The organism is Paenibacillus sp. J22R232, from assembly GCF_056269165.1.
This window is the reverse complement of sequence record NZ_JBWDNK010000001.1, coordinates 1,115,511-1,142,108: the sequence shown is the minus strand read 5'-3', so window position 1 is coordinate 1,142,108 and position 26,598 is coordinate 1,115,511. Positions and strand designations below refer to the sequence as shown.

22 protein-coding genes are annotated in these 26,598 nt (G+C 48.1%); 17 read left to right on the top strand and 5 right to left on the bottom strand.

The genetic code is table 11. The features are described 5' to 3' along the window. Window position 1 precedes the first annotated feature (1 nt). The 5 genes from AC0YN3_RS05265 (at window position 2) to AC0YN3_RS05245 (ending at window position 6,491) form a co-directional block, all read left to right on the top strand. Entirely contained in the window at window positions 2-1,087 is a 1,086-nt protein-coding gene (locus AC0YN3_RS05265) for a GerAB/ArcD/ProY family transporter (RefSeq protein WP_475774020.1), read from the top strand. A 532-nt stretch (window positions 1,088-1,619) separates the two neighbouring features. Beyond that, a complete protein-coding gene (locus tag AC0YN3_RS05260; protein WP_475774019.1) occupies window positions 1,620-2,504 on the top strand; it encodes an ATP-binding protein in 885 nt (294 codons plus the stop codon). Between the two features lie 130 nt (window positions 2,505-2,634). Beyond that, entirely contained in the window at window positions 2,635-4,167 is a 1,533-nt protein-coding gene (locus AC0YN3_RS05255; RefSeq protein WP_475774300.1) for a spore germination protein, read from the top strand. A 17-nt stretch (window positions 4,168-4,184) separates the two neighbouring features. Continuing rightward, the gene (locus AC0YN3_RS05250; RefSeq protein WP_475774018.1) at window positions 4,185-5,282 is read left to right on the top strand and encodes a GerAB/ArcD/ProY family transporter; all 1,098 of its coding nucleotides are present in this window, start codon (window positions 4,185-4,187) and stop codon (window positions 5,280-5,282) included. A 3-nt stretch (window positions 5,283-5,285) separates the two neighbouring features. Then, the gene (locus AC0YN3_RS05245) at window positions 5,286-6,491 is read left to right on the top strand and encodes a Ger(x)C family spore germination protein (protein ID WP_475774017.1); all 1,206 of its coding nucleotides are present in this window, start codon (window positions 5,286-5,288) and stop codon (window positions 6,489-6,491) included. A 194-nt stretch (window positions 6,492-6,685) separates the two neighbouring features. Here the strand turns inward: AC0YN3_RS05245 and AC0YN3_RS05240 are convergent, their stop codons facing one another. From AC0YN3_RS05240 to AC0YN3_RS05230, 3 genes are all read right to left on the bottom strand, one after another. Beyond that, a complete protein-coding gene (locus tag AC0YN3_RS05240; protein ID WP_475774016.1) occupies window positions 6,686-8,605 on the bottom strand; it encodes a glycosyl hydrolase family 18 protein in 1,920 nt (639 codons plus the stop codon). A 184-nt stretch (window positions 8,606-8,789) separates the two neighbouring features. Further along, window positions 8,790-9,071 carry a YxcD family protein gene (locus AC0YN3_RS05235; RefSeq protein WP_183560950.1) on the bottom strand — a complete coding sequence of 94 codons (282 nt, stop codon included), beginning with the start codon at window positions 9,069-9,071 and terminating at the stop codon, window positions 8,790-8,792. A gap of 2 nt (window positions 9,072-9,073) precedes the next feature. After that, window positions 9,074-9,493, bottom strand: coding sequence for a hypothetical protein (locus AC0YN3_RS05230; protein WP_475774015.1), 420 nt, complete (start codon window positions 9,491-9,493; stop codon window positions 9,074-9,076). Window positions 9,494-9,680: 187 nt separating this feature from the next. Between AC0YN3_RS05230 and AC0YN3_RS05225 the strand changes: the two genes are divergently transcribed. Continuing rightward, window positions 9,681-10,217, top strand: a complete 537-nt coding sequence (locus AC0YN3_RS05225) for a DUF309 domain-containing protein (protein WP_475774014.1) — start codon at window positions 9,681-9,683, stop codon at window positions 10,215-10,217. Between the two features lie 124 nt (window positions 10,218-10,341). Here AC0YN3_RS05225 and AC0YN3_RS05220 read toward each other — a convergent pair whose 3' ends face one another. Then, window positions 10,342-10,908: a beta-class carbonic anhydrase gene (locus AC0YN3_RS05220; protein ID WP_475774013.1), complete on the bottom strand. Its 567-nt coding sequence runs from the start codon at window positions 10,906-10,908 to the stop codon at window positions 10,342-10,344. Beyond that, the gene (locus AC0YN3_RS05215) at window positions 10,905-11,237 is read right to left on the bottom strand and encodes an iron-sulfur cluster biosynthesis family protein (RefSeq protein ID WP_475774012.1); all 333 of its coding nucleotides are present in this window, start codon (window positions 11,235-11,237) and stop codon (window positions 10,905-10,907) included. Before AC0YN3_RS05215 ends, AC0YN3_RS05220 begins: the two co-directional genes overlap by 4 nt. 150 nt (window positions 11,238-11,387) lie before the next feature. On the opposite strand from AC0YN3_RS05215, the gene AC0YN3_RS05210 reads away from it, so the two are divergent. The 11 genes from AC0YN3_RS05210 (at window position 11,388) to miaA (ending at window position 26,591) form a co-directional block, all read left to right on the top strand. Then, a complete protein-coding gene (locus AC0YN3_RS05210; RefSeq protein ID WP_475774011.1) occupies window positions 11,388-12,902 on the top strand; it encodes a carboxypeptidase M32 in 1,515 nt (504 codons plus the stop codon). Window positions 12,903-13,060: 158 nt separating this feature from the next. After that, window positions 13,061-14,071 carry an ABC transporter substrate-binding protein gene (locus AC0YN3_RS05205; protein ID WP_475774010.1) on the top strand — a complete coding sequence of 337 codons (1,011 nt, stop codon included), beginning with the start codon at window positions 13,061-13,063 and terminating at the stop codon, window positions 14,069-14,071. A 29-nt stretch (window positions 14,072-14,100) separates the two neighbouring features. Then, window positions 14,101-14,901, top strand: a complete 801-nt coding sequence (locus AC0YN3_RS05200; protein WP_475774009.1) for an ABC transporter ATP-binding protein — start codon at window positions 14,101-14,103, stop codon at window positions 14,899-14,901. A gap of 55 nt (window positions 14,902-14,956) precedes the next feature. Further along, on the top strand, window positions 14,957-15,778 hold the full coding sequence (locus AC0YN3_RS05195; RefSeq protein WP_475774299.1) for an ABC transporter permease: 822 nt from the start codon (window positions 14,957-14,959) through the stop codon (window positions 15,776-15,778). A 38-nt stretch (window positions 15,779-15,816) separates the two neighbouring features. Beyond that, window positions 15,817-16,785 (top strand): aromatic acid exporter family protein, encoded by a 969-nt coding sequence (locus tag AC0YN3_RS05190; RefSeq protein WP_475774008.1) that lies wholly within the window; start codon window positions 15,817-15,819, stop codon window positions 16,783-16,785. Window positions 16,786-17,484: 699 nt separating this feature from the next. Further along, entirely contained in the window at window positions 17,485-18,048 is a 564-nt protein-coding gene (locus tag AC0YN3_RS05185; protein ID WP_183560885.1) for an outer spore coat protein CotE, read from the top strand. Between the two features lie 137 nt (window positions 18,049-18,185). After that, window positions 18,186-19,601 carry a putative amidoligase domain-containing protein gene (locus AC0YN3_RS05180; RefSeq protein ID WP_475774007.1) on the top strand — a complete coding sequence of 472 codons (1,416 nt, stop codon included), beginning with the start codon at window positions 18,186-18,188 and terminating at the stop codon, window positions 19,599-19,601. Window positions 19,602-20,044: 443 nt separating this feature from the next. Continuing rightward, window positions 20,045-22,708: a DNA mismatch repair protein MutS gene (gene mutS, locus AC0YN3_RS05175; protein ID WP_475774006.1), complete on the top strand. Its 2,664-nt coding sequence runs from the start codon at window positions 20,045-20,047 to the stop codon at window positions 22,706-22,708. Between the two features lie 27 nt (window positions 22,709-22,735). After that, window positions 22,736-24,808 carry a DNA mismatch repair endonuclease MutL gene (gene mutL / locus AC0YN3_RS05170; RefSeq protein ID WP_475774005.1) on the top strand — a complete coding sequence of 691 codons (2,073 nt, stop codon included), beginning with the start codon at window positions 22,736-22,738 and terminating at the stop codon, window positions 24,806-24,808. Beyond that, a complete protein-coding gene (locus AC0YN3_RS05165; RefSeq protein ID WP_475774004.1) occupies window positions 24,805-25,581 on the top strand; it encodes a class I SAM-dependent methyltransferase in 777 nt (258 codons plus the stop codon). The genes mutL and AC0YN3_RS05165 overlap by 4 nt, the downstream gene beginning before the upstream one ends. Further along, window positions 25,581-26,591, top strand: coding sequence for a tRNA (adenosine(37)-N6)-dimethylallyltransferase MiaA (miaA, locus tag AC0YN3_RS05160; protein ID WP_475774298.1), 1,011 nt, complete (start codon window positions 25,581-25,583; stop codon window positions 26,589-26,591). Before AC0YN3_RS05165 ends, miaA begins: the two co-directional genes overlap by 1 nt. The last annotated feature ends 7 nt before the right edge of the window (window positions 26,592-26,598 follow it).

Sequence of the window (26,598 nt, the reverse complement as noted above, 5' to 3'; positions counted from 1 at the left end):
GATGCTGGAGAATGGACAAATAAGCAGGCAACAGCTATTCATACTGGTCTTTTTGTTTAGCTTGGGAAGCGCGATTCTCATTGTACCGTCTGCCATGGCTCTGACTGCCAAGCAGGATAGCTGGATATCCGCACTTCTTGGCGTATTATTGGGTATGTTACTGCTTATCCTTTATCATACGCTCGCAAAATCGTTTCCAAATCAAAATCTGGTTCAATACAGTGATAAAATTGCGGGAAAGTTTGTTGGCGGGTTGATTTCCTTTCTCTATTTCACCTTTTTCTTGCTGCTCTCTGCATTAGTGCTTCGCAACATCGGCGACTTTATGACGACGATTGTGATGCCGGAAACGCCAATTCAAGCGATTTTCATATTGTTTATGGTGATTGTTGTAATGGGTGCAGGGTTAGGTCTTGAAGTGATAGGGCGTGCTGCTGAAATCTTTTTGCCGTGGATCTTGCTGCTGCTGTTCATCCTAATTGTATTTATCATGCCTCAAGTGGAATTGAATCGGCTATCTCCAATATTTGAGGCTAGCGTCAAAAAAATTGTAAAGGGAAGCCTTACGATTGTAGGCATACCTTATTTAGAGCTTGTAATCTTTTTAATGATATTGCCCTATGTAAAACAGACAAATAAGAAGGGGAAAGCTTTCCTATGGGGAGGCATTCTCGGCGGGCTTGTATTATCAATCATTACTTTGCTATGCATACTGGTGCTTGGATGGGATTTCACATCCAGACATGCTTTTCCCAGCTATACGTTAGCAAAGAAAATTCAGGTCGGAGAATTTCTTCAACGAATCGAGGTCATGATGGCTGTAATCTGGTTCCTGACTATTTTCTTTAAGCTTGTGCTTTGTTTTTATGCGGCAGGATTGGGGCTGGCCCAGCTGCTTCGGATGCAAACCTACCGTCCATTACTGCCACCGTTAGCTTTGATTACGGTTGTACTTGCGCTTGTCGTATATCCCAACAACGTATATTTCCGTTCATTTGCATCTCAAACCTGGTTTTCTTATGCAATAATATTCGGATTCATTATTCCAATTGCATACTTGGCTTTGCATAAGCTGAAAAAGAATTAACCATACACAAATACATTGCTGTCAAATTTTCTATTAATTCTCTCTATTTTTTATGATATTATATTTGTTAGTTGATAGTGCTTAAGAACTATACAAATATTGTAAAAAGAGAGGGAAAATATTAAGAGATATGGTAAACCAATTGCTTATTCACCTTATTATCATATTGTTTCCGATCTTTATCCAACAGTTCTTTATGGTCCGCATAGCTAGAAGCAATATCATTTATCAAATTATAAACGGCTGCTTATTTGGATTATCAACCGTATTGTGCATGGCATTCCCTGTATTCGTTATCGATGGCTTCCAAAGTGATCTCAGATGCATTCCTTTAATCATTGCTTTTTTATACGGATCCGGAAAATATTTGCCTGGACTCCTGGCGCTGACTGTCGGTATATTGTACCGGCTTTATGTAAATGGAGATGCTATGTATCTAGCAGTATTTTCTTTTCTGCTTAGCGTTGGTCCTGCCATTTTTTTTGCAAAATCATTTCTTAATTATCACAAGATCAAAAGAGTCGTTATATCCATGATTCTAGCAGCTAATAGCTCAGTTGTTTCTTTTGTGCTCCTTATTATTTATTTGAAGTCACGGTTTCATAATCTACATACGGAATCGCATAGCTTATGGATCATGACCATTCTAACGGTAGCAACGTTAATTGGCATGGGAATTTCTTCTTTGCTCAAAGAGCACCTCATTGAAACGGCGTATTTGAAGTTAGAGCTGGAGCGAAGCGAGAAGCTCAAAATCGTCAGTCAAATCGCAGCATCCGTCGCGCACGAGGTACGGAATCCGTTAACGGTTGTAAAAGGTTTTTTGCAGCTGCTAAAAGAATCGGTGGACGATAAGAAAAAAGATTATTTGAAAATCGCGCTTGCTGAGCTTGACAGGGCAGAATACATTATTACGGATTATTTAAATCTGGCGAAGCCTCAAGCAGACCAACTCGAACTGGTCGAGGTTCCTACTTTTCTTGGCAGCACGCTTGAAATTATGAATTCTTATGGATTAATTCAAAATGTTCAAATCCATCTTAACTGCAACCAGACCGATTTATATGTTAGGACGGACAAGCCGCGGCTATCTCAGGTTATTTTAAACTTAATTAAAAATGGCGTGGAAGCGATCCCGGAAACGGGGGAAGTGACTGTAAATGCCTATTACCGAAATGATGAGATTTATATTGAAATCATTGACACGGGAAAAGGAATGTCCAAGGACGACTTGAGTCAGATAGGGACAGCTTTCTTTACGACGAAGGATACGGGAACAGGACTTGGCATTCTCGTGACCATACGAATTATTGAAGCTCTTCATGGCAAAATCTCTTTTGAGAGCGAGCTGGGCAAAGGAACGAAGGTTACTCTTCGATTTCCGGCAGCCGAGTCTCAGCATAAATCCTTGTCCTAATAAAAAGGCTGCACGCAATGGCGTGCAGCCTTTTTACTGTCTTCACTCCGTGATTGAAGAGCGTCTCTTAAGGCAATAATTAGTGAATAACAGCTTTGGAAAGTGGTGCAGGATGAAACGGCTAAGGTTTATGCTAAGAAGTTCATCGAATAAGGAGAAAAAAGATCAAAACTTGGACGAGCATGGATCCTTATCAAGCAGCATGAGAGCAAACGTTACGAGCATACATGGGATATTGCAGTCTCCAGGTGATTTAATAACAAAGGAAGTCGAGGTAGGCGATTCAGGGAAAAGCTGTATCCTGTTAAGCATTGACGGATTAATCGATAAAAATTTGATTCATGAGCATCTCATGAAGCCGCTAATCTCCTACCAAAGGGAATCTGATTCAGCGATCGAGACTCATGATGCCAAATCCTTTATACAGCGCATTAAAGATGAAGCTTTGCCATTGCAGGAAATTCAATTGGTTTACGGTTTTGACCAATGTGTTTTTGCGATTTTATCCGGAGACACCTGTCTATTCGTTGATGATGTCGATTGTGCATTGGTTATAGGTAGCAAAGGCTGGATGAGAAGACCGATTCAGGAACCCCAAACGGAGTCGCTCATTCGAGGCCCCAAAGATGGGTTTACGGAGGATATCCGTACCAATACCTCATTAATCCGAAGGCGAATTCGTGATCCGCATTTGCGTATGGATTCTTATTTGATCGGAAGACGTTCGAAAAAAGAAGTTATCGTTACCTATATAGACGGTGTTGTTAATCCCGCGCTTGTCGTAGAAGTGAAAAGACGGCTGCTTTCCATTGATATGGATGATTCAGAGGGCTCAGGCTATATTGAACAATGGATTAGCGATAGCTTTCTGTCGCCATTTCCGCAAATTATGAACACGGAACGGCCCGACCGGTTATCCTCCTCGTTGCTACAGGGCCGAGTAGGCATATTGGTAGACGGAACGCCGTTCAATTTAATTATGCCAATCTCCATATCAATGGCTATTCAATCGCCCGAGGACTATTATCAACCGTGGCTCCTATCCAGCATGGTTAGGCTGCTTCGCATTATTTCAGCATTCATTGCGACGTTCCTTCCGGCATTTTATATCGCGCTGGCCGAATATCATCATGGCATGATCCCGTCAAATATCGCCTTTTCGATCGCGGCGGCGCGGGAAGGCGTTCCTTTTCCAGTTTTCATAGAAGCGGTTCTTATGGAGGCTACTTTGGAGATACTTAGGGAGGCGGGCGTACGCTTGCCTAAACCCATCGGGCAAACCATCGGCATTGTAGGGGGCCTCGTTATTGGCGAAGCTGCCGTATCGGCGGGAATCGTCAGTCCCGTAATGGTAATCGTTGTTGCAGTAACCGCGATTGCGTCTTTTACTCTACCTGCTTATTCGTTTGGTATTTTAACACGGATTCTTCGCTTTTTCGTTATGGTCGCCGCATCATTTTTCGGCTTGTTCGGCGTGATATTAGCTTTCTTGATGATATGTATCCATATCGTTAACTTAAAAAGCTTCGGAGTGCCTTACTCCACGCCAATCTCGCCGATGCTCTTATCTGATTGGAAGGATTTCATCCTACGTGCGCCAGTTACTTTTCTTAGAAAGAGGCCGGAATTGCTGCAGACTAAAGATAAAAAGCGAATGAAATAGCAAGGAGTTTAAAGTGGATGAACATGAATAACTGGGAGTATGGGGACGAGAATATCGGCCAAAAGGAAACCGTATTTACGATCGGTGCATTAATCATTGGCGTGGGCATACTGACTTTGCCCCGTACAATAGCCAAAGCTACGAATTCGACGGATGGATGGATTTCCATCTTAATCGGAGGCATGATTGCGCTTTTATTTGCATGGGTTTGTGCCAAGCTAGCCGTTAAGCTGAACGGGAAGAACTTCTTCGACTATACGGCATCATTAACGGCGAAGCCCGTCGCTTATGCGGTATCATTTGTTTATGCGCTCTATTTCATGGCGTTTACTTCTTATATTACTAGGTCCATGGCGGAGCTCTCGAAACAGTTCTTATTCGAACGCACGCCGCTCGAAATCATTTCTTTAGCTTTCTTGCTCGTTGTTATTTATGCCGTATCGGGCTCGCGGGTAGGAATTATTAGACTTGCGGTGCTGTTTCTGCCGTTTGTATTAATCGTTACGGGCATGTTTTTACTGCTCAGTATCAATCTGTTTACCGTATCGAATTTGAAACCGTTCTTTCATACCGATCTGAAAGGGTTAATGGAAGGCACAAAGGAGACGATTTTCTCGTTTCTTGGCTTTGAGGCGATTCTTTTTTATGGGACATTGATGAGAAAACCTCAAAAAGCGCCGAAACTTGTCATGATTGCGGTTATGGTGTCCATGCTTACCTATTTATTGATCTATGTTTTCACAATCGCCATCTTTTCGTTTGAGGTTACTCAAAACATTATTTATCCTACGCTGGAGCTGGCTCGCGAGGTGAGCGTTCCAGGCGAATTTTTTGAACGTCTAGAATCCTTGTTTCTAATTTTCTGGGTCGTGTCTATCTTTGCAACAACGTCAATCGCGCTTGATATAACGGTTCAGTCGACCAGCTACATGATTCGGCTTGAAAAGAAAAAATTGCTGTATCTATTAAGTCCGATTATCTTCCTTTTGTCTATGGTGCCGGGAAATATCGTTCAGCTTTCTCATTTGGGTTTATTGGTAAGTTTCCTCGGCATGTTGACCGCATTACTGATTCCAACCGTATTATTGCTAATAGCCAAATTACGCGGGGTGTGAACGGTGGAAAGAAAAATAGCAATCGTCTTATGCATAGTCTTAATGTGTGCTTTCTTGTCTGGCTGCTGGGACCGAATCGAGCTGGAGCAGAGAGGGTTTGTCATCGGTGTGGCCATTGACGAGGGACCAGAAGCAGCAGATACGAACCATAAAGGCGGCGACCAGATTTTTAAGGTTACCTTTCAAGTTGTCATACCCGCTGGACTCAAGCAAATGGAACAGCAAGGAGGCACGCTCTCCGGGAAATCCTATTTTAACGTGTCTTTTGAAGGGAAGAGCATGCAAGCGATTATTGCCAAAATGTCGACGCAAACGAGCCGGTTGCCATTTTTTGAGCATCTGAAAGTAATCGTTGTTTCTGAGAAGGTTGCTAAAACGCAATACGGCTTTGCCAATGTGCTGGACTTTTTCCTCCGCAATAACGATGCCAGAAGAAACGTTTCGATTATGATTGCGAAGGGAAGTGCGAGCAAGGTATTCGAGATCACGCCTGAGGGTGAGAAAGCGCCGGTAGTTTTCATTCAATCTATCGCAAAGCATAAGCAAAGCATCAGCATGGTAAGTGAAACGAGAATTGGAGATATCCATGAATATTTGCTGAAAAATGAAAGCTTCGATCTTGAGAAAGTGACGGCATTCAACAAGAATGTGTCGTTTATTGGAGCGGCGGTCATGGATGCCAATAAAAATAATATGGTTGGGTTTTTAGACGAGACCGAGACGCAGGGGCTCAATTTCCTAAAGCCAAAACAGAATGGCGGAGCAGTGGAGGTTAAAGTAGGCGATAGTTTGGTCGTATTTGAAATCGAACGAATCGAAAGAAAAATTACGGTCAACACTGACGATATTCGTCATTTGCGTTTCCATATTCATATCGCGATTGAAGGACGAGTATCTGAAGCGTTTGAACGGATAGATTTTATGAAGGAAGAGCCTATCTATGATATTCAGACCAAAACAGAGAAGGAGATCGGACGGATTGTGCAAACAACGATTTTGAAAACACAAGATGAATACAAAAAAGACGTATTAGGGTTAGGAGCCTATGTGAAGCAAAACAAACCGAATACATGGGAAATGGTTAAGCAGAATTGGGATACCGGGATCAATTATTTCTCGAAAAGTGAGATTACGGTGGATTCGACCGTGAAAATCAGACGCGTAGGCTCTGTCAATAAAACAGAAAAAAGAAACGAAGGAGGTAAGTAGCATCGATCTTTCCATAGGAACGATCCCGTCGGGATTAAGCTTTTTCTGTGCGCTGCTAACGGTTTGCATTCCTTTGTCGATTCACTTGATCAACAAGAAGCTGCATCAGCTTGGAGATCCTTCGTGGAAGAAGAAAGAGGATAAAGAAAACTGAAAAGCCGCTAATCCTTAGCTGGATTAGCGGCTTTTTTCCGCTATTTATTTCGCAGCATCATCGTCCATAGCTCTGAGCTTTCATAGCCTAAGCGCCAAGCGGCGACACCGGCTAGGTCATAACGCTTCGCCATATCAATTCTTGCCTTGACGGTGGATTCGGTTTCTGCCCAGAACAGATACGTAAATCCATCTTTTGCATATTTATATTTCATTTGGCCTGATTCCGAATCGAATACGCCTTGCGCATTCGTGTCAGCAATCAGCTCGGGCAGCTCTTTCATCACAACAGCGCGGTTTCCGACAAGTTTATTTTGGCTATCCAGCTTCCATTCCCTCACATAAAACGGTATGCCCAGCATAAGCTTGCTGCGGGGGATGCCATAGCTTAGAAATTGCTTTATGCCTTCTTCAGCCCATGTAAGCCCTGCGACGGAACCGGGCGTTGTGCTCCCGCTCCAATGCTCGTCATATGCCATAATGATGATAGTATCGACAACGGTGGACAGCGCAGCGTGGTCATACGCCGTAGCGTGATTCCAGCTCAAGCTTCCGCGAGGCAAATCGATGGAGATTTGCATGTTTTTGGCATGAACAGCTTTTGAGAGTGCAGTAACGAAGCTTGTATATGCCGTGCGGTCGCTGCCAGCAACCTCCTCGAAATCAAGATTCAGCCCAGCTGCCCCCAGCTCAACCAGCCTAGACGTAAGATTGGCAATGAATTTTTGCTGGGCCGCTTTATTCAGGAGGAAAGAGGTTGTCATTTTTTTGTTGAACTGATTATGAACGAGGGGCATCACTTTCATTCCTTGCGCCTTCAAGGCGTTCGCCACTGACAAATCAGAAGTATCCGTCAAAGTTCCGTCAGCGGAGGCAAGCTCGAACCAAGTTGGCGAATCGATCGATAAGCCTTGTGTGTTTGCAGCATGGTTTAATACGGTTGCGCTAGCTGCACTGCCGTTCCAGCCCATATAGGCGAGCTTTTTAGCGTTGCTCCAAATTTTGCGGCCGTCGCTCGTTCTTATAGATGCATTCGAGAAGGCCTTGGCATACGCCATCGTGCTCTCTCGAGCGTTAAAGGATTTTAACGATTTCTCACCTTGATATACGGATAGATACGGGACGCCTGACCAATATACTTTACCATTGTAAATGACTTCGGCATTAGGTGTTTTCTTAGCTGTTTGAACCGCCACGTCCAGGCTTAATGCAGCTTGGATGATTTGGCCATTTTGTACGATCTGATAAGCAGGTACGTTAGAGTGCACGATTTTTCCTGTTTTTGCATTCAAGATTTCACTTCCTGCGATGGAAGCAGCAGCCGTGATGGCATCAAAAAGAAAAGCGTATAGCGGCTTGTCTTGAACAGGATTCCCGCCTATTGTTAACTGATAGACAGCAACGGCATCACGCTGAGCTTTAATCTGAGCTGCTGTAAGGTTGCTCCATACCCATTTGTTCGATGCGAGATCGATAATATGTGCATTTCCCCATTTTTTTGCTTCTTGCTTGGCGGCTTCAAGGGAGGCAAAGGACCAAGTTTCTTTTGTGTTATCGCCTTGAAATAATTGGAACTTCGCATAAGAATGATAGGTCCAGCCAATGTTCGCTAAGTCGCGTATATGTACGTTGCGCAGCTTCTTGGCTGTCGAAAAAGCAAGTGCATAGGTAGCGAATTCCCATTTGGGATTGGATTGTCCATCCTGATACACTTTATAGCGGGGGAAGTTATCCCATACCCAAGTGCGGTCAGCAATTTTCTCGACATGGCTGTAGCCGAATTTGCCTGCATATGAAATCGCCTGTGCTTCTCCAGCAAACTCACGAAGAGCTTGGTCATTCTGATAAACGCGATACTTTGTCATCTGCGAAGCGGCAGCATCTGCAATGCCATATCCTGCTTGCGTCACATATTGACTGAATAATAGCAGCAATAACGTCGTGCACCATATCTTTCTCATAAGCTAGCAATATTCACTCCTCTCAGGGTCAAGTGTTTAGACGCAAGAAGAGTAAGGAGGTTTCTCGAAATTAGCGATTATTTCTCTAGCAATTATTAGGAGGCATCCTGTTTTGGCGGAAAACGCAAAAAAACATCCAGCAGCCGTTTATCTTTCGACAAAACAAGCTTCTGGATGCTTGGATCTATTCGACTGCGATATCTGCCCAAAATTCCTCGTCTGCATCCAATGTGATGCCAGAGCGGAATACGCGTATTTGATACTGCTTGTAAATATATTGCTCGATTGCTTCGAGAATATTTGCTTCAATGATATACTGGCTTCGCCCGTTTACCCAAACTTCAGCCGTAAATCCATATTCTTCTTCCCAGGATAGCTGTACCTCAACGTCTGTGGGATTAACACCTCTGCGATCAGCCATGTTCAGGCAGATGGCGTTAATAATCTCATCCGTATAGATGCGCACCGTTAGTAAGGTCTCCGACGATCTGGCGGCGTGCGTTTGCTTTTCAAGTAAACAAATGCTACACGTATGAGCATAATGATCGCGAATATCGCAAGCAAATTAATCATTAGACCGAGTATATTTCCGAAAGCGCCCATCCCGGCAAACAAGCTTCCGAACATCAAGCCTGCCAATCCACCGATCATTAAGCCTTTCATTAAACTGCCGCCGCCAAAAAATCCTGGTTTAGTCGTACCGGCCGTTGTGCCTGCTTTCGTACCGGGATTGGTTTGGTTGACATTTTCCGATTTTTTCGGGTTTTGCGTAACGCTTTGTTTCGGTGATTTAATGCCCCCGCCCCGTGGTTTTGCGTCAGCGTGTTGACCGAAGCCAAGTGTCAAGAATAGCGCGAACGCCAGCATGACCATAAATCCTTTTTTCATCTGTCTGTTCTCCTCCTGATTTACGTTGATATATCGATTGATATAGAAATAGAATACGGCTAAAATAGACGAAGGTTTCATTTCTTCACTTAGGATTGGTTTAAATGTATGAAAGTATAAGCGACATATGCTAATATTTTTAAAAAGATCGACATGAAGACTTTGCATGTTGGTAGAGGAGGCATGTATGGATACATTCCCTAAATCTTACATTGATTATCTCGTGGAGTTTCATGGAACAAGGGATTTCTTCGAATGCCATGAGCTGCTCGAAGAATATTGGAAGGAGCATCCGGGTGATCCTCTGGAACAGACTTGGGTCGGACTGATACAGTTAGCGGTAGGGCTATATCATGAACGAAGAGGCAATTTTCGAGGTGCGGAGAAGATGCTTAAGCAAGCCGAACAAAAGTTGTCGATTGCTCCATTAGACAAGCTGGGCATTGATCGGTTAAGCCTTCAGCGGCAATTAAGCATGAAGCTGATCCACTTGGCGAAGGGAACTAAACTACCGTATATAGATATTGATCTAAGCTTAACCAACGGTGAGCTGGCGGCGGAATGTATGGCAGCTTGTGCGCATAGGGGAGTCATTTGGGGAATGCCAAGCCCGATGCAGGACGAGTCGATCATCCATCGGCACACAATGAGGGATAGGTCGGATGTCATTGCTGCGAGGCACCAAGCCTTTCTTGCAAAAAAAAGAGAGCGTAACGGCATGTAATGAAATGCTTTTACGCTCTCTTTTTAAAATATAGGAAAGCATATGATTTCGCCAACTTTCTCTATATTTCTACGCGAAAAGCTTAGCCGCTAGAGAACGGCTTCAGCCGTTTATGCTTGATTGGCTAGGCTTTCTGATAAGCTCCGTCTACTAACTCGAGCTCGCCTGTTTCTGAGTCGATAATCAACCCATGCACGAGAATATTAGCTGGCAGAAGAGGGTGATTCCGAACGATGCTGACGCTATTAATGACACTGTCGCGTACATTGTCGAATCCGGTAAGCCACCGCATTAGATTGAGACCGGAATGCTTTAAAGTCGTGATGGTATCGGTTGAAACGCCACGCTCTTCCATATGCTGAATAATGAGCTCTGGATTGAGTCCTGTCATCCCGCAGTTATTGTGTCCGATCACGAAAACCTCGTCAGCCTGCAGCTCATATAATGCGACTAAAATACTGCGCATGATATTGCCGAAAGGCTGAGTTACGATTGCGCCTGCATTTTTAATGATTTTGGCGTCGCCGTTTTTGAGGTTCATCGCTTTTGGAAGCATCTCAGTAAGCCTGGTATCCATGCAGGTTACGATAACCATCCGTTTATTCGGATATTTGCTTGTTGAATATTTCTCATATTCCCGGCTTTCAACGAATAGCTTGTTATCGTTTAGAATATCATCGAGTTTGCTCACGCTGCACTTCCTTCTGTTAGAAAGCGAAGATTAGTTGTATAAATTTGGCTGTCGCTCTTTAGGGAAAAGCTATCTCGTGCCGGATCATAATCAATGCGCATCTTAGGCTCGTAATAAACTTCATGCCGTGGCTCATAATAAAAGGCAAACGGTTCGCCTTGTGCCAGCTTATCGTCAACGGAGGGTTCCGCAATCAACTGAAGGGCAGGCACGCCGCTTACGACGCAGCCGCAACCTTCCGTATCGTGAAGAAGCTTAAGCTCAGATTTATGATCTGTTAAATAGGGAGTTAACCGATCTACTGCTGCTTTCGAGAAAATAATATGCATAATGGTTTCCTCTCTTTCTCTCTATTGCGCTGTATGACGAGCAGGTTTAAGATGATTATAAGGATTGCAATACGTAAGATCAAGTGAAGTTCCAATGAATAACAAGCAATGACAAACAGCCGTTACAGAAATCGGAAAGGCGGAATGAAGATGACAAATCAATCAACCGAGGCCTTGCAAAGCTTTAAGGATACCATTCGCAAAATAAAAAGCTATGAGGAAGCACTCGGAGTTCTTTATTGGGATCTGCGCACAGGCGCTCCTCGCAAGGGAATGGATAACCGGTCAGAAGTGATCGGGGCATTATCCGCGGACCAATTCAAGCTTTCCACATCCCCTGAGTTGGGAGACTGGATATCTACGCTAGAAGAAACGTCGGTATATGCTGGATTGACGGAAATGGAGCAGCGGCTGGTATCCGAGACACGCAAAGAATACGACCGCAGTGTCAAAATACCGCCAAAGCTTTATCAGGAGTATGTGGTGCTTGCTTCGCAGTCCGAGTCGAAGTGGGAGGAAGCAAAAGAAAACAACGATTATGCGGGCTTCCAGCCCTATTTGGAGAAAGTGATCAGCTATACCAATCAGTTCATTGATCTGTGGGGGCCGAAAGCGACTCGTTATGATACGCTGCTTGATCAATATGAGCCAGGCATGACAGTCGCAGAGCTGGACCATGTTTTTGGCGGCTTGCGTTCGCAGCTTGTACCTTTAGCTGCGGCCATCGCTAATTCGCCGAACCAGCCGGATACGGCTTTCTTGAAACAAAATTACGATAAAGAGGCGCAAAAAGCGTTCAGCTTATACATATTGGAGCAAATGGGCTATAACTTCGAAGCGGGTCGCCTTGATGAAAGCGCCCATCCATTTGCTACCGGACTTAGTCCCGGCGATGTCCGGATTACGACGCGTTATCTTGAAAATGACGTAACGAGCGCCTTGTTTGGCACGATACATGAGGGCGGTCACGCTTTATATGAACAGAATATTATGGAAGAGCTCATTGGAACGACGCTGTGCACGGGAACTTCGATGGGCATTCATGAGTCGCAGTCGCGTTTCTGGGAAAATGTTATCGGTCGCAGCAGACCATTTTGGGATCGCTATTTCGGCGAGCTGCAAAAACGGTTCCCCGGCCAGCTCGATGTGAGCGTGGATCAGTTCTATAGAGGAAACAACGTCGTTCAGCCTTCCTTGATACGCATCGAAGCGGATGAGCTTACTTATAACCTGCATATCATTATCCGGTACGAGATGGAGAAGCTCATCTTTAACGGCGGAGCCAAAGCCGCGGATCTTCCAGCCATTTGGAATGACAAGTACAAAGAGTACTTAGGCATAACACCGCCAAACGATGCGGAAGGCGTGCTTCAGGATGTTCATTGGTCAGGCGGCGCATTCGGTTACTTCCCATCGTACTCGCTAGGAAATATGTATGCGGCCCAAATCGCCGATACGATGGAGCGTGAGCTGGATGGCTTCTGGTCGAACGTCGGCAATGGCAACCTGCTGCCGATCAAAGATTGGCTGACCGAGCGCATCTATAAATACGGGAAACTAAGAACGCCTTCTGAGCTTATCCAAAGCGTGACAGGCAAGCCGCTTGATCCGCAGTACTTGGTGACCTATTTGACACGCAAGTATACGGATATTTATAAGCTATAGGAGTTAACTGTACGGATACCGATTAGGAAAAGAAGGCTGTCCCATCGTCACGACGATGCCGGACGGCCTTCTTTTTGCGTGCATATTCACCGCTGCCTTCTTTGTCGCATAGGCTGGAGTACATTTATTAAACGCGATTGCGCAGGAGGGACTCACGGATGAACAGACGTAAGGTAATGTCGCTGCTGCTTGCGGTAGCACTCGTTATGACGGCAACGTTGGCAGGCTGTGGCAGTAAGGATTCAGGCAAGGTGAAGGTGCGAATTGGAGAAGTCACCCGTTCTTTGTTCTATGCACCGCAATATGTGGCTATAGAGAAGGGGTATTTTGAAGAAGAAGGACTTGACGTGGAGCTAACCACAACCCCTGGAGGCGATAAAACGATGACCGCGCTGCTGTCGAACGCCATTGACGTTGCGCTTGTCGGATCAGAAACCTCGATCTACGTGCATCAACAGGGCACGGACGATCCCATTATCAATTTCGCACAGCTGACACAGACTGACGGTACTTTCTTGGTTGCGCGAGAAGCCGTTGAAACCTTCGATTGGAATGCCTTGAAAGGCTCTGTCTTCTTGGGGCAAAGAAAGGGAGGCATGCCTCAGATGGCTGGCGAGTTCGCGTTGAAGAAGCTCGGTATCGATCCCCAAGCCGATTTGGAGCTCATTCAGAACGTAGATTTCGCGAATATACCGGCTGCCTTCGCTTCCGGCACTGGTGATTATGTTCAATTATTCGAGCCAACGGCTTCGATATTTGAGAAAGAAGGAAAAGGGCATGTCGTAGCATCGTTTGGCGCTGAAAGCGGACATCTTCCTTATACGGTATTTATGGCCAAACAAAGCTATATCAACAAAAACGAAAAAACGGTGCAAGCGTTCACGAATGCCGTTCATAAAGCGCAGCTATGGGTGGACAGCAACACAGCTGAAGCGATCACGGACGTCGTATTGCCTTATTTCGAAAATGTGGACCGAGATATTCTTATCAGCTCCATCGACCGTTATCAAAAACAAGGCTCCTTCGCGGTTGATCCGGTGATCGATGAAGCAGAGTGGAACAACTTGCTTGATGTCATTACATCCGCCGGCGAGCTCGAAAAACGAACCGAGCACAGCGAGTTAGTTGATACCACCTTTGCCGAGAAATCAATAGAAGAAGCCAAGTAGATGAATTTGCAGGAATGGGAGGCTTGAGCATGAAACAGGAACCGGTGCTTGAGCTGCAGCAGCTGACCCATGTATACGTGAATGATAAAGGAGCCTCGCTTGCAGTTGAGCAAATCAATCTCAAGGTGGAGCGCGGTGAGTTCGTAAGCTTGGTCGGGCCGAGCGGTTGTGGCAAAACTACCGTGCTGAGCTTGCTCGCGGGCTTGTTTCCTCCTACCAAAGGCCATGTATGGTTAAACGGAGAACAGGTTTCCGGACCATCTTCTAAGGTAGGCTATATGCTGCAGCAAGATTATTTGTTTCCATGGCGTTCTATAAAAGAAAATGCGGCAATCGGTCTTGAGATTAACGATCGGAAAACAGAAAAGGGCTTGCGATATGTGGATGAATTGCTTGAAGAGCTTGGCTTGCCGGATGCTGGCCGCAAATATCCGCAGGAGCTCTCCGGCGGGATGCGGCAGCGAGTCGCGCTCGCAAGAACGCTTGCAACCGAGCCCGAAGTGCTCCTGTTGGATGAACCGTTCTCGGCGCTAGATCTGCACATCAAGCTCCAGCTTGAGGATCTCGTCCACCAGACGCTTAAGCGATTAGGCAAAACAGCGGTGCTTGTGACTCACGATCTGGCAGAAGCAGCGGCTATGAGCGATCGCGTCATCGTGCTTGGCCGAAATCCAGGCCATATTCGCAGCGAGCTTGCGATACCGGATGACATTCGTCTCGCTGCTCCGATGGCCGCACGCAAGCTCCCTGGGTTTCAAGAACTGTTCGAACGGTTGTGGACGGAACTGGATCGGGATGAACATGAAGGGGGTGCGGCAGGTGGACGATGATCATAAAACGGGCAAGCAAGAGGGAGGATCGCCTGTCATTCCCGACAGCTTTGACATCCAAGAAGGCAGGCGGTTTTGGCTTAGCGAGCTTCATAACCGGTTCAAACGGCAGAAGCGTAAGGTTACCGCTGCCGTGCTTACGGCACAAGCCGTATTGCTGCTGATCTTTGTCGGATTGTGGGAAGCGGCAGGCCGCAATGACTGGATAGATCCGTTACTGTTCAGTTATCCTTCCAAAATGTTTATGCAGCTTTGGAAGACGATGGCTGACGGATCCATATGGCCGCATGTTGGCATGACCGTAACCGAGACGATCGTAGGCTTTGTGCTTGGAACATTGCTCGGTACGGCGATAGCTGCGGCTTTGTGGTGGTTCCCGTTTCTGTCACGCGTATTCGATCCGTATTTAGTCGTGCTTAACAGCATGCCGAAGGTAGCTCTTGGACCGATCTTTATCGTAGGCCTTGGTCCGGGTTTTCTATCGATCGTTGCGATTACCTTGTCGGTTACAGTCATTATTACGACATTGAATATTTACAACCGGTTCCGAGAAATCGACACGGGGTACATTAAGGTCGTCAGGCTTTTTGGAGCGTCGCGTTTCCAGTTATTCAAGCTGGTCATCTTGCCGGGTTCCTTTCCGGTTATTATCTCTACGCTGAAGGTGAATGTAGGCTTAGCGTGGATAGGCGTCATCGTTGGAGAGTTTCTCGTTGCAAAGCTCGGACTAGGCTACTTGATCATTTATGGATTTCAAGTGTTTAACTTCACGTTAGTGTTATCGAGCTTGATTGTCATTGCCGTAGTTGCCACGATTATGTATCAACTCGTCGCGGCGCTTGAAAGAAAGTTGACGGCAGGCTGGCGTGAACGGTAGGATGTAGACATAAATCCTACTGTATTCGAGGTAATTTCATGGGCATTCGTATAATTAAAACGGCATTAGCCGCCATCGCAGCTATTTATACCGCTGTATATTTAGGGTTGGAGCCGCCGCTCGGCGCGGGCATTCTTGCTATACTCGGCGTCGAAGTAACGCGGATGAAGGGGCTGAAAAGCGCCTTTGTCCGGTTTGTGGCCTCCGTGTTAGGTCTTTTTTTCGCTTCGCTCGTCTTTTCCTTGCTCGGCTTTCATATTTGGGCTGTGGCCATCTTTATTCTAATCACGTTTCCGGTGCTATCACGTTTCCAGCTAAAGGATGGGATAGTGACAAGCTCGGTTATCGTTTTCCATTTGTTCAATCATGGAGAAGTGACGACGGATATTATCGGCAATGAAATTATGCTGTTGTTCGCGGGACTTGGCTGGGCAACGGTTGTTAACATCATTTACATGCCTAAGGATGAGCATCAGCTCAGCTATTACCGGTCTTCCATCGAGCAGTGCTTCGGAGTGATGTTCCAAGAGATGGCCATTACGCTTCGCAATCCAACGCATGTGTGGAACGGCGGAGAAATTCTGGAGGCATTTAGCGCGATTGAGGAAGGTGCGCTGCGTTCGGTACGCAACCGGGAGAACAGGTTTTGGGGGCAAGAGCATTACTGGTCCAGTTATTTCGAGATGAGGCGGCAGCAGCTGGAGTCTGTGCAGCAAATGCTTGTGGAGCTGGCATTCGTATATCAGAAATTTCCGCAGGCAGTCATGATCGCGGATTTGCTCGACCAGCTTTCAAGCGATGTGAAATCGGACGTGTACCAAGGTACCGTCGAGGAGCGTTTAAGCGAGCTGTCCCAGCTATTCCGTGCGATGGAGCTTCCGAAAACTCGGGAGGAATTCGAGATACGGGCATCGCTGCTCATGCTGCTTCGGGAGCTGGAGCGTTATTTGGGAATTGCGAAGCGGCTTAAAAAAAGAAAAGTCATGTTGTCCGAACTTCAGCCATAGAATGTAAAGGGAAAAATTCGTTGCGATGCAAGCGTAAACGGCTGTGACGACAAGTGGAGGCACAGCTTTCGTTTCGCGAAGAAATACAAGCGAAGGCATAGGGAAAACCCTATAAGCTCTTGCATTTCAAGCGTAAACGGCTGTGATGACAAGTGGAGGCACAGCTTTCGTTTCGCGAAGAAATACAAGCGAAGGCATAGGGAAAGCCCTATAGACTCTTGCATTTCAAGCGTAAACGGCTGTGACGACAAGTGGAGGCATAGCTTTCGTTTCGCGAAGAAATACAAGCGAAGGCATAGGGAAAACCCTATAGACTCTTGCATTTCAAGCGTAAACGGCTGTGACGACAAGTGGAGGCACAGCTTTCGTTTCGCGAAGAAATACAAGTGAAGGTATAGGAAGAATCCTATAATTTCTTGTATTTCAAGTGTAAATGAGTGTGCGTTCATTTCGGTGCAGGTGCGTGTTGCTGAGAAATATAAGCATCGATATAAGTAGGAGACTTACGTATTCCTATATTTCACAGTGTATCGGCTATTTCCGACCTCTGGCGGCCTAGCAACGTTTCGCTGCGAACCATATGGATGCCAATAAGTATAAAACTTATATAATCTTATATTTCGAGAAAATAAACAGTCACCCTAGACGAATGTCCTGCATACACTTTAAATGAATGATTGTATGGAGGAGGTTAAATCAATGACTATTGCAGATAAGCAGCTCCAGTACAGAGAAATAATTACGAAGGCTGTCTGCGGCAAAGGTCGTAAGTTTTCCACTGTAACCCATACCGTAACGCCGCCTCATAATCCGACGAGTATTCTCGGAGCATGGATAATCAACCATCAATATGAAGCGGTTCGTTCGGGCGACGGCATTGAGGTAATTGGTACTTACGATATCAACATTTGGTATTCGTACAGCAAAAACTCGCAAACAGACGTAGCTAAGGAATCCGTGCATTACGTTGAGCATGTCAATCTATCCTATGTAGATCCAAAGCACCGTCCATCTACTGTGGAAGTGTCTGCTGACGTCATCCAGGAGCCGAACTGTATCGAAGCAAATATTTCTTCGAACGGCTCGAGCGTCGTGATTCGCGTAGAGCGTGAGTTTTCGGTGGAATTAGTCGCCGAGACTAAAGTTTGTGTAGCGGTTCTTCCAGGCGGTTGCGGCGACCTGGACGGCAAGGATTTGGAATTCAGCCTCGGCGATAATGATTATGAGGATTTGGACCCTGATTTGCTGGACGATGAGCTGTAAGCAAGCCGGGAAGCTTTGCTGTCAAGGTATCATATGCTGCGGGAGCGGCAAATTCGAGGGCGAAAGCCCTCTTTTTTTTGGAAATATTTAAAGCTCCGCAAAAGCCAAATAAAAGACCGTTAAAGGCGGGAAAAGTGATGGCTTCGACTTGGGTATGGCGAGGCAGCTACGACCGGCTTGAGAAGGTAGAAGCGAACCGTGAAAAAAAACATTTATCGGGCGAGCGACATGGGTTGCCGCTTCACGCCCAGTCTTGGACAGAGGTAAAGCCCGGCGATGCGGTACTCGCATGGTCGGAGAGGCGCTCTGTTGATGTTAGCAGATTCAAAGGTGCGTGGGTGCTAAACGCCCGAGGGTATCATGCATCGTCGCTTGCTTATGGAGAGAAGGAGAGAGTATGGCGACGTGCTGGATTGGCTGGAGGCTCGCCACTCGAGAGTGAGCGTTTGTACCGCGTGAGCATCGTACATCTCGAGCCTGTGGAATTGCAGCGTATCGATGCATCGGGAAAAGCGATGCAAGGAAAGCCTCTGCTCCAAGGTGCCGAAGGAGCCTGGCCGGACGATCCGGCGCTGAAGAGAGTGGTGCGTACCGCGGTGGCGGCGCTGTATGCGCTCGGACTCGATATCGGTGAGGCCGAGGTAGGTCTTGGCGGGGACGGGCGAACTGCCGTCCGCGATGCTTGGCCGATGCTGAGGGATACGAGGCAGGAGGCTGCCGCGCTGCGACGATTCGCCGCATGGCATGCTGAGGCAGGAGCGGGGGCTGCGGATCAGCGGCTGCTTATTGGCGCTGATCCTGAGTTTGTGCTGGTGACGCCGGAAGGGAAAATCGCGTCGGCGTCACGGTTTTTTGGAGCTGGCGTCGGCGGGGCAGCCGGGGCCGACGCTTTGCTCGTAGGGCGACGGCTGCTTTATCCCGTCGCCGAGCTGCGGCCCGAGCCGGCCGATAACCCGGCCGCGTTAGCCGCCAACGTGCGGCGCCTGCTGCTTCGCGCCGCGGAGCGCATCAGCGACCCTGCCTTGCGCTGGGCCGCCGGAGCAATGCCCGTGCCGGGGCTAGCGCTCGGCGGGCACATACACATCAGCGGAGTGCCGCTGACAAGCCGCTTGCTCCGCCTGCTCGACAGCTACGCGGCGTTCCCGCTCGCTCTGGTTGAGGACCCCGCCGGGCGGGCCCGCCGTCCCCGCTATGGCATGCTCGGGGACTTCCGCCTTCAGCCGCATGGCGGGTTTGAATACCGGACGCTGCCTAGCTGGCTCGTATCGCCGGCAGCTGCCAAGGCTGCTTTCGCGCTTGCGCTTCTCTGCGCGCGCGAAGGGCACAATCTCACGTATATTCCTGCTCTAGACGAGCGGTATATAGAAGCCTATTATAGCGGCGACCGCACGGAGCTGGCCGGATGCTTGGAGCAGGCAGCGGGCCAGCTTGGGGCAACCGCAAGCTATGCTGCCTATGCTTCCTACATTGAGCCGCTGCTCGACGCGGCTAGGCGCGGGATGACATGGGACGAGAGCGCGGACCTGCGCGTCAAATGGCGGATGCCCCATTGATCTCCGTCCCTTTTGCATCAGCTTGACTAACAACCTTTCGGCTATTATTTGGATTATCCATGCAAACGCGCATTGCGGGGCTGCACGGATAATCCTTTTTGTTCAAATATAGGAAAGTATATCGTAAGGCTTTACTTTATCTATATTTCTCGGAATGAGATACGCCACGCTTCCAAAGACGGCGCCTTGCTTTATAAGAAATTATATGTGGTCACATATAAAGGTGCTGATATATCTCCGTGAAAAGACTGCTTTTGCCACAAAGGGCGAAGATCGTCAATTACGCTTGAGTCATGGGATTCAGTCCTTATTTGCTTCGCTTATGGCGCACATCTGTTCCGCTTGTTATAATGGATATCTGATGTTTTCTGGATAGGCAGCAATGTTTCATTCGCTTTACTTGCATTTTTATAGATCTGTTGACGTTTTTGAGGGGGATCGGAATGGCTGGATATACGCCGATGATTTTACAATACTTAGCAATAAAAGAAGAAGCGAAGGATGCTTTTTTGTTTTTTCGCTTAGGTGATTTTTACGAAATGTTTTTTGATGATGCAATCGCCGCATCGCGTGAGCTGGAAATTACACTGACTGGCCGCGAGGGCGGAGGCGAGACAAAGATACCGATGTGCGGCGTGCCTTACCATTCCGCAGAAAACTATATAAGCCGCCTTGTCGATAAGGGCTATAAAGTCGCAATCTGTGAACAGGTCGAGGATCCTGCGGCAGCCAAAGGTGTCGTGCGCCGTGAAATCGTTCGGATCATTACGCCCGGAACTGTCATGGAAACAAAAGCACTTGATGGCAATTCGAACAATTTTATCGCTGCTATCGTGCGCGTTGGCGGCATAATGGGTTTATCAGCATGCGATTTGTCAACTGGCGAGTTTTATGTGACATCGTTCCCGGAGCATCTGGAGGCGCTGATCGATGAGATTAACGTGTACCAGCCATCAGAGCTCGTCGGTGACGAGGAGCTGCTCTCCCGTATTCAAGCTGCGGCGGTATGGAATAGACAGCTTTTGCTAACGGCACGCGAGCCGATGGCAGCAGACAAGCTTCTGGAGCAATTCGGCGAAGCTGAAATAGCCAAAGTAAAAGGAGCGCGACTGCAGGCGGTAAGCGTTCTGACAGGTTATTTGGAGGAAACCCAAAAACGTTCGCTCGGACATGTGCGCGCCATATCGAGCTATGAGCCAAATCAGTTTATGATTCTAGATCACTATACGAGAAGAAACCTGGAGTTGACCGAGACGGTGCGCGACCGCAGCAAGAAAGGATCGCTTCTCTGGCTGCTGGACCGCACGCAAACCTCGATGGGAGCAAGGCTGCTGCGCCGCTGGATCGATAAGCCGCTGCTTAGCAGTACGGCAGTGGAGGCGCGCCTGGACGCGGTAGAAACCTTGTATCTCAACTTGATTCTAAGGGACGATATTCGTACGGAGCTGCAGCCGATATACGATTTGGAGAGACTGGTCGGCAGAGTGGCGTTCGGCAGCGCGAACGGCAGGGATTTGAATGCGCTCCGCAGCTCGCTCCGGCGCATTCCCCAGCTAACCGAGCTTTGCGAGCAATCGGGCTCGGACGTCCTGAAGGCGCTTGTCGATGGGACTGACAACTGCTCTGATCTAGCGGATCTCATTGAGACGGTGCTCGTCGACGAGCCTCCTGTAACGTTAAAAGAAGGCGGGCTAATCCGCGCGGGGTACGATGCTTATTTGGACCAACTGCGAGAAGCGAGCACCAATGGGAAGAAATGGCTGGCTGAGCTTGAACGCCAAGAGCGGGAAGCTACCGGAATCAAAAATCTGAAAATCGGTTATAACCGTATTTTTGGCTATTATTTAGAAGTTTCCAAAGGCAATTTGTCTTCTCTTCCAGAAGGAAGATATGAACGTAAGCAAACACTCGCGAATGCGGAACGGTTCGTTACGCCAGAGCTTAAGGAAAAGGAAAAGCTGATTCTGGAAGCCGAAGACAAAATGGTAGATTTGGAATATGAGCGTTTCATCGAGCTGCGCGACCATCTGTCACTTCATTTGCACCGTCTTCAAAAAGCAGCTGCAATTATTGCCGAGCTTGATGTTTATCAGTCGCTGGCAACGGTGAGCGCGGAGCGCCGCTTTGCCCGTCCCAAAGTAACCGAGGGCTACAATCTTCATATCGAGGACGGCAAGCATCCTGTCGTGGAAGCGATGATGGATGGCATTCCATTCATATCGAATGGAACGGCGCTTCATAAGGACGAGCAGTGGATGCTGCTTATAACGGGTCCGAACATGGCCGGCAAAAGCACCTATATGCGCCAAGTCGCTCTCATCTGCATCATGGCTCAGATTGGCTGCTTCGTCCCGGCTAAAGCAGCGGAAATTCCTCTGATTGACCGTATTTTCACGCGTATCGGTGCAGCCGACGATCTAATTGGCGGGCAAAGCACCTTTATGGTTGAAATGAAAGACATACAAATTATGACCGACAAAGCGACAGCTAACAGTCTCGTCATTATCGATGAGCTTGGACGCGGAACCTCTACCGGCGAAGGAATGGCAATCGCCCAAGCCGTAATTGAATATGTCCACCATCATATCGGCTGCAAGGCGCTTGTTTCTACCCATTTCCATGAGCTTGCGCATCTGGAGGAATCGTTGCCTTCTCTGGCTAATGCGCGTATGGCGGTCGAGGAAAGCGGCGATAATGTAACCTTCTTAAGAAAACTGATTGCCGGAGCGGCAAGCACCAGCTACGGTATTTATTGCGCTCAGCTCGCTGGCTTGCCTGAATCCATTATTGGCAGGGCGTATGAGCTGCTGGATGAAACGCTGGCCTTAGAATCTACTAAGCCTGTTCCAGCAATGGATGCCTTCGCTTATGCACAGTCCGCTCCCGCGGCAGAAGTGGTTAAGGAAGCGGTACAGCCGAAGGGAATCGTACAGCTTTCAATCTTTGACGAGCCAGCCGCAGGGAAAGAGGCTGAGCCGGTAAGGAAGAAAGCGAGTCCGAAAGCTGAGCAGCTCGCAGAGCAGCTGCGAAAGCTGGATCTGTTTAATCTCACGCCGATGCAAGCCATGCAATGGCTGAACGATATGAAAAGCAAACTGAACAATTAACAAAACGGAAGGAGGTTTGTGATCGCTATGGGAAAAATCAAAGTGCTGGACGAGCAGCTAGCCAACCAAATCGCAGCCGGCGAGGTTGTCGAACGGCCTGCGTCGGTCGTGAAGGAGCTCATCGAGAATGCGGTGGATGCAGGGAGTACGACTATCGATATCTCGATTGAAGAGGGCGGCTTGTCACTCATAAAGGTAATTGACAACGGTTATGGAATCGAGGCTTCTGATATCGTAACCGCGTTTCAACGGCATGCGACAAGCAAAATCTCTACGAGCAGCGACCTCTTTCGAATTGCAAGCCTGGGATTCCGCGGAGAGGCGCTTCCGAGTATCGCCGCGGTTTCGCGGTTGCAATGCACGTCCTCCGACACCGCTACGGGCCTGGCCCGCCGCATCGTGATTGAAGGGGGAAAAGTCACGATTGACGAACCGGCCAACGCGCAGCAAGGAACCGAAATGACGGTTCGCGATTTATTTTACAATACGCCTGCGCGGCTTAAATACATGAAGGCCATCCAGACGGAACTCGGTCATATTTCTGATTATGTGAACCGGATTGCGCTCGCGCATCCCGGAATCGCGATCACGTTCAAGCATAATGGCAATGTCCTGCTTCGAACGCTTGGTTCGGGTGATCGGCTGCAAGTGATTGCCGCTGTATATGGCTCTAATACGGCAAAAGTGATGCTGCCCGTCGAAGCGGAAACTTCTGATTACGAGCTTCGCGGCTTTATCTCCAAGCCTGAACTTACGAGAGCTAACCGAAACGGTATCACGGCGATCGTCAATGGTCGGTACATCCGCAGCCATACGATTAATCAAGCGCTTCTGCAGGCGTACCATACGCTTCTGCCTATTAACCGTTATCCGCTAGTCATTCTTGAGCTGGGCATGCATCCGAGCTTGCTTGACGTCAACGTTCATCCTTCCAAAATGGAGGTTCGTTTCAGCAAGGAGCCTGAGCTCCGTATCATGATTGAGGATGCGATAAAAGCCGTCCTGCGCGGTCAACGGCATATCCCAGGACCGGAATCCATAACCAAAACGGAACGCTCCAAGCCGCTATTCGTGCAGGATGCCATATCCTTTCACCGGCCAGAGCCTGCTGCGGATGCCTTCAAGCCTTTTCAGCCTAACCAATCTAACCCGTCTTACCCAGCCAATCCTAGAAGCCAGATCAATAAAGGCGCTGGTTCATCATATAAGGCGCAGAATACGGAGAGGGAATACGTGCCGCGGAATGCCGTCGAGAAGCTCTACGCGCCGCCAAGCACAGCTGAGTTGGATCAACTGGTTGTTCGTGAAGCGGGCGGAGCTTGGGAGCAATCAGCGGTTGCGTCATCGGATCTAAGACTTTCGAACAATGGAATTACGTTGGAACCCGCTTCTTCGGAAGCTGCTTCAGCTGATCGTTACGAAGCACCGTTACCCACTGCAGCATTCCCATACGCGGATGCTCCGATCGCTCAGCTTCCATCAGATGATGATGCACCGAACGAATCAGAGCCAGCGTTTCCAGAGCTCTATTGGATCGGCCAGCATCATGGCACCTATATTGTGGCACAGTCCGAAGAAGGTCTGTATTTGATCGATCAGCATGCTGCTCATGAGCGAATTAACTATGAGTATTATTACCAAAAGTTTGGCAATCCAGAGGCTGCGAGCCAGCAACTGCTCGTACCTCTCACCTTGGAATTCACCGCGGGTGAAGCTTCCCAGCTAAGGGAGCTCATTCCTTTGTTCGCTCAAGCCGGAGTGGAGCTTGAGCCATTCGGCCTGCAGACGTTTCTTGTACGCTCTTATCCGGAATGGATGCCGCAGGGCGAGGAGCAGTCGCTGCTTGAGGAGATGGCCGAGCTACTGATTGCAGAGCGCAAATCGATAAACATTGCGAAGCTCCGTGAAAAGGCGGCTATCATGTGCTCCTGCAAAGCTTCTATTAAAGCAAATGACCGGATGAACCGTGAAGAAGGCGAAACGCTGCTTGCACGGCTAGCCAACTGCAAACAGCCTTACACCTGTCCGCATGGTCGTCCGATTATCGTGCATTTATCAACCTATCAATTGGAAAAAATGTTCAAGCGGGTGATGTCGTGATTGTGACCACAACGGCTAAGCCTTCCCAGCGAGCGCTTGAGCAAGCGGGCAGGCTCTCCGTCGAGCTTGCTTCCCCGCTCAAGGCTCGCGGCAATTTGACCGTTGCGAAGCTGCTTTCCTTGAGCGGGGACAAAAAACTGCTTGTTGTAACGGAGGAAGAAGTACGATATTACGAAGGTCAATCTGACACGCCGCTTTATTTCCATCCCAGCATGGCGTTTGTGCGTGTGAAGCGCATGCGCAGAGGGGAAACAGATCCCCTCATTCAATTATCCGGCTGTGAATCGGGGGATCGGATTATTGATTGTACGGCGGGGCTAGCTTCTGATTCGCTCGTATTCTCGTATGCCTCGGGACCTAGTGGCAGGGTGACCGCACTAGAGAGCGAGCCTGTTCTATGCGCGCTCGTCAGAGAAGGCTTGGCTGGTTATGAGACGAGCCTTCCGGATGTGGATGCAGCGATGAGACGCATTGCAATGACCTGCATGGATCATCTGGAATACTTAAAGGGAATGGATGATAACAGCGTGGATATCGTCTATTTCGATCCCATGTTCCGCAAGCCGATCAATGAGTCAAGCTCAATGGAGCCGCTGCGTTCGATTGCCAACATGAACGCATTATCAAGCGAAGCCATCGATCAGGCCAAACGAGTGGCTCGGAAAACGGTAGTTCTTAAGGAGCATCATGCCAGCGAGGAATTTGCAAGGTTAGGCTTTGAGCGCAAACATGTGAATACATCGAAAATTGCATATGGAGTGATAAAGCTTTGATCATAGATTCTAACAAAGAATTGGACCTACAAGGAACAATTCCAAAGCCGAAGCAGCCTTTATTAGTGCTTATTGGGCCTACAGCTGTGGGCAAGACGCGAATGAGCCTGGATATTGCCAAAATTTGGGGCGCAGAAATCATATCCGGTGATTCCATGCAGGTTTATCGGGGGATGGATATCGGTACGGCCAAAATACCTATAGACGAGCGAGAAGGCATTCCGCATCATCTCATCGATATCTCGGAGCCGGACGTTCCTTATTCGGCAGCCGATTTCCAGGCAGGCGCAACGTCCGCGATCGAACAGATTGCGGCACGCGGCCATTTGCCTTTTATCGTAGGCGGAACGGGTCTATATGTGGAGTCTGTTTGCTATCAATTCCAGTTCGCTGACATCGGATCAGATGAAGCTTTCAGGCAAGAACAGGAGCGTTATGCTGCCGACAATGGCGTGGATATGCTTCATGCCCGTCTCGCCGCGATCGACCCGCCTGCGGCAGAACGTTTGCACCCCAACGACCTTAGACGCGTTATACGCGCCTTGGAGGTTTTTCATATGACGGGACAGACGTTTTCGGAGCAGCAAGCGGGCCAATCCAAGGTGTCTCCATACGAACTTTGCATCATCGGTTTGACTATGGACCGTGCGGAGTTGTATCGTAGAATAGAGCAACGGGTAGATTTGATGATGGAACAAGGGTTAGTAGAAGAGGTGAGGCTGCTACTGGATAGAGATATGCCACCTGCTGCTGTTGCGATGCAGGGATTGGGCTACAAGGAAATCGCGGAATATTTGCACGGGAATTGCACGTTGGAAGCAGCAGTAGAACGACTAAAGAGGGATACGCGAAGGTTTGCCAAGCGCCAGCTCTCCTGGTTTCGACACATGAATGACATTCATTGGATCGACATGGGGGAAAATTTTCACAACAATTTGCAAACCGTTCATGCTATAATAGCAGGAAAGTTTCAAGTTAATCTTGAATATACTTCTAATCAATCTTTTTAAGACGGGG